At 36.3% G+C, this 5,248-nt stretch carries 4 pseudogenes; all 4 read right to left on the bottom strand.

Annotated features, from left to right (window positions below):
- Nucleotides 1-866: pseudogene (locus tag BN338_RS08690) on the bottom strand (hypothetical protein); the annotation flags it as partial.
- Between the two features lie 847 nt (nucleotides 867-1,713).
- A pseudogene (locus BN338_RS13945) lies at nucleotides 1,714-3,248 on the bottom strand (Vomp family autotransporter); the annotation flags it as partial.
- A 189-nt stretch (nucleotides 3,249-3,437) separates the two neighbouring features.
- Nucleotides 3,438-4,427 (bottom strand): annotated as a pseudogene (locus BN338_RS13275) (Vomp family autotransporter); the annotation flags it as partial.
- Between the two features lie 242 nt (nucleotides 4,428-4,669).
- Nucleotides 4,670-5,248 (bottom strand): annotated as a pseudogene (locus BN338_RS13285) (hypothetical protein); the annotation flags it as partial.

A 5,248-nucleotide genomic window follows, 5' to 3' on the forward strand; every position in this document is an offset into this window, starting at 1 on the left:
CCATGTTGACTATTTGGATTATATTCACCGCCCAGTGCAGTGCTGCCTACCCCAGAAGCAAGAGCCATATAACCTATAGAAATGCTATCTTTTCCTACCGCTTCTGCCATACGACCAACAGCTATCGCATTGTCCTGATTAGTAACAGCAGAATCCCCCAAGGCTATTGCAAAATTGTTTAGAGCCTTAGCTTGGAAACCTATGGCAATTGCTTTATCACCTCTAGCAGTTGTCCTTTCTTCTGGCTTAGCGTAGTCTGGTCCAGAACCAATCGCAATACTATTATGACCATCAGCGTAAGAAGACAAACCTATAGCAATAGCTCTATCTTGTCCTGTTTCCGCCAATGGACCTAACGCAATAGCATCGTAACCCTTTGCACTCGCATCATAACCGTGCGCCAGAGGATGACCAACGCTTTCTTTTCCAGCTATTTGGGTCGATACTACTCTTGACAAACCAAGAGGGCTTAAAAAATCTGCATCATCTATAGAATTCGTATGAATACTTCTCGTAGACTGTTGTACTTTTTTATCACCCACATTTTCAGCTTTGAATATACTTGGCACACCTTTCCATGTAGCACGACTATCTGTTGTCAAAAAATCGATGATAGAATTATTATCACTGTCATCAGAGTCATCAGAAGCATTTAAACCAGCAACAGAGATAATGCTTTGCGGATAAGATACACCAGCACTCTTAACACCTTCAAGAAACGCGTTTCTAAAATCAAAATTTGCTGAAAAAACAGGAGAAATATTTAATAAAAATGTCGTGACTGTAGCCAATGAAAGAACTTTAACAAAAGAAAAACGAGAATTTTTCAATTTGTTCGCTCTTTGTGTGGCATGCAATTTTTTCATAACTAATTCTCCAATGAAAAATCTGAAAACACTTCAAAACATAAAAAAGACATATTTTTCTTTTAGGCATTTACTCAGATGAGATTAGAAATTGAGGGTGGCTTTTTGAATAAGGGCGTTTTGAGTCTTTTGGGGTGTTTTGTGTGTGCTTTCTGTAATGAAGTCTAAATGAGAAAATATGTTTATATGAACATAAAAAGAACACATTTAGACTCTAATAAGAACTTAAGTTTCTTGTCTAGGTTAAAGGATCTTCGAAGGTTTTAAATATTAAGGGCATTTTATTTATCAGGTGTTTGATTATTTAATAAAAAATTCTGGAAATAGTTTTATTGAAGGGTTTTTTATGTATTTTTTTCATTAAGGGGTGTTATTTCTTTAATCATTGAAGTAAATGAAAAGCCGTAATATTTAAAAAAGACTTAAATTTTCTCAGGAAATAAGAATTGTTCAGCTAGGGTGTTGTTTTATTAAATGTAATGCAACGGTATGAATTTGGCTTTTAATATATTTTCGTTTTTTACGCATTACTCTCTCCCCCCCCTTTTGAATTGCTATTTCGATCAAAATGAGTCTTACTAATATACTTTATGTAGCCCTAATCCCTCTACAATAAAATAGCAACAAAAAAATAATATTTTTTATAAATTTGAATATTTTTTACAGAAATATGTGATCTTTTTTCAACAGTTTAAGTAAAAAAATTTAGAAAAATAATGAAAGTTTATAGCTAAATTTATAAATAGCTATGTTTATATATAAAGCTTATTGTAGAGATCAAATATTCGATTCTTCATAAAACAAAACTATAACTTCAAAACGCATCGACAAGCTTCACTGATCTCTCTCAATTCAGTTTTACTCTTAAACCTGCTCCTATGCCCCAATAATTACCAGAATTCGTCGCTGATATATTAGAACGAATTCTGCCATTTTCAGAAATATAACCTGCCCCTACAGCAAAAGCTGATTGATTACGCCATATTCCCGTTCCAATCGATAAACTTAAAGAACCAGGTGTATCTTCATAACTCAAATTCGATACCGCTAAACCTATTGCCGCTGCCCGTCTAGATTCTTTACGAACTTCCTTAATTTCATACCTTAACGCTTCAAACTTGATATCTGTGTAAGATTTTGTCTCATTAACAACATTATTGACCGTATTATCTATAATATTGTTAAAGCGCTCATCCGTATATTTCTTCGCATCATAAAGTACCAACTTCATATGCTGATCCGTATAATCATGCAATTGACCACCTGTAACGGCTTCTTTTGAGCCACTTTCAATACGACCATCCGCTACATTGTCTATTAATACTGGATCACTCTCACTAACACCAACTAATGTTACTTTATTCTTTTTCTTACCATCATTTTCTTTATCATACTTAACAGCAATATCTGCCACACTGGCAAAATCTTTTACTTGCTTATCATTATGTTGACATGGCTTTCAACTTCTTGAACTTTCTTATTCGTTTGCCAAAGTTGACTCCCATTAACAGCTTCTTTCAAACCTTCTGATATTTCACCATCCGCTAAATGCTTAATCTTACTATCTTGAGCTTTATAGCGTGCGTCAAAAGCTTTTTCTGTCTCACTCCAATTTAAACCACTCGAGAAAACGCTCTGTTCAACATCATGAATACGATTGTTGATATTGGTCATGCTTTCGTTAACACCTTCAAATGCAGATGCAATATTGGTATAGTTCTTCCTTTTATTTACCACACCATCAGCAGTAAATTGTGCAACCTTAAAGTTTGGTGCAAGCCATTCTCCATCCTTGTATCCCGCATCTTCACTAAAATATCTAGAAAATACATTGATGACCGAATGAAGTTGGGAACCATTGATCGCTTCCGTGGATTCTGCCGTAAGAAGCCCTGCTTTTACACCAGAAAGGCTACGCACACCACTCGCACTGTTTGCAATATTGATTTCACTACCATCTTTCTCTCCACCAATCGTGATACGTTTTGTTATTTCATCCTGCTTAACAAGATTCTCGCTTTCTATTTTGCTAATCTCATTGGTAATTTTATCTGAATATTCGTGAAAGAATTTCCAACCTCACTCAACGCATCAGAAATATTGCTATAGCTCTTTTCTTCAGAGCCTCCATCTTTACCAAACTGCTTGATTTTAAAATTTGGAGCTTGCCAATTTCCTTGTTTATCATAACCAGCGCGACCACCCAAATAGATCGCTAGTTGCTCGTTTAAAGAATAAAGTTGAGAACCATTTACTGCATCACTTGAGCTTTCTGCAATATCACCATCCTTCAGATAGGTAATCTTGCTGTTTTCTTTTGTTTCGCCATCCCCATGAAGAGCAACAAAGGCTTCTTTTATTCTTATCCCATAACAAAGAATCATCGCTAATGCCTTGCGAAACTTCCTTAATACGCTTGTTTACATTTTTTATATTTGTATCAAGACCTTCAAATGCCGAAACAATATTATCATGTCCTGTTTCTCCTACCGTCCCATTTTCAGAAATACTGAGTAATTTATAAATTGGCCCCGTAAAAATACCCTCTTTAAAGGCTGCATTCCCACCAAAATATTTAACTACCTGCTGAAATATTTTTGTAATTTGACCACCATTAATTGCATCGTGTGATTCTTGCAAAAGCGCACCATTAGCAACATTATGCAAAGCAACAGGTTCTTTATTTTTGCCACCAAAAGTCACACTCTTATAATTAACAGTATCATCCGACTGTTTATCATAAAAAACTGCAAAAGAATTCGTAGACTCAATTTTCTTATCGAGCTTATCGAGCTGTGCTTTGTTAACTGCTTCATTCGCATTCTCCGCCGCCTTTACACCAGAAATCTTTCTATCCTCTTTATCCTTGTTAGCGATATTGATTACAATACCATCCTTCTCTCCACCAATCATGATAAGCTTTGTTTTGTCATCTTGCTTAACAAGACGTTCATCCTTTACATGAGCAATTTCATTGGTCATTTTATTCTGAGTATTTGTGAGAGAAGTGCTTAAACCTGACAAAGCATCAGCAACAGTTTTATAATCTTCTTGCGTTGCCTTGCCTTTAATATCAAATTTGTTCACTGTAAAAGTTGGAGCAATCCAACTTCCCCCTTCATAGCTCGCTCCACCGCCTAAAGAAGCAGAAACTGCATTCCCCAGTGAATAAAGCTGACTACCCGTAATTGCATCCTTTGAACTAGAAGAAATGCTCCCCTCTAAAAGGTGGGTGATTTTGCTGTTTGTTTTTGCACTCCCCTCTCCATGATCAGCAATAAATGCCTTATCAGTCTCGCTCCACAATAAAGCATCGCCTTTAACTTGCTGTGTAATATGCGTTATGTTTTCGGTAAAGTCGTTAAACTTATTCGTTATTTCGCTATTTGTCTCTTTGATACTTGTATCAAGCTGACCTTTGTTAACGGCATCATTGCTGTTCTTTGCGTCCGCAACGCCAGAAAGGGTTCGTAAATCTCCTTGTATGTTGGCGATATTGATTTCACTGCCTGCTACTTCTTTACCAATAGTGATGTTATTTGTCTTTGGATCTTTCTTAATAAGGCTTTCACCTTGTCATTGGTAACGGCATCATTAATTTGCTTAGTAAATTTATTCTGAACATTCGCGATAGAACTGCTAACTCCAGTCAAAGCTTCCGCTACATCATGATATTCTTTATTTTCTGTTTCGCCACCTTCCTTAACAGTTTTAATGTTAAAAGTCGGAGCGTTCCATGCGCCACCTTCATAGCTAGCACCACCACCAAAATAGGTCGCAACCTTATCATTTGTCTCAAAAAGCTATGAACCATTTACCGCCTCAATTGAATCTTTAGAAATTTCTCCACCCATCACACCGGAAATGGTTCGATTTCCATTATCCTTGTTTTGAAGATTAATTACAGTGCCATCTGTTTCCTTACCAATGGTGATATCTTTCGTTTCAGAATCCTGTTTAACAAAGCTACTGGCTGCTACTTGTTGTTCAACTTCTTTTTCAATTTTCCGCAATTGTGCAAAATTCACAGCGTCATTCGTCTCAGTACCCTCTACTACTCCTGTTATTTTTTTATTGCCTGCATCAATACCATTCGTTACTATTTGGGGACCATTGGTAATGACCAAACCCGTTGCGTCTAGGGTACTTGCTCCTGCTGTTATTTTATTTAGTGTAATTTCCTTCGCTAGATCAAATTTTACCTTATTATCATCTTTGCCTTTGGTAATGTTAAGGTTGCTATTTCCCGCTGATAAATCTATCGAGTCGTCTATAGAAACAACTTGAGCATTTTTACCATCAACAGACAGCTTCCAACCTTTGCCAACATAGTTTTGTAAATCCTTTAACTGCGCAACATTCACCGCATCAGTGTCATTCGT

It is taken from the genome of Bartonella queenslandensis AUST/NH15 (genome assembly GCF_000312585.1).
Taxonomy (GTDB): domain Bacteria; phylum Pseudomonadota; class Alphaproteobacteria; order Rhizobiales; family Rhizobiaceae; genus Bartonella; species Bartonella queenslandensis_A.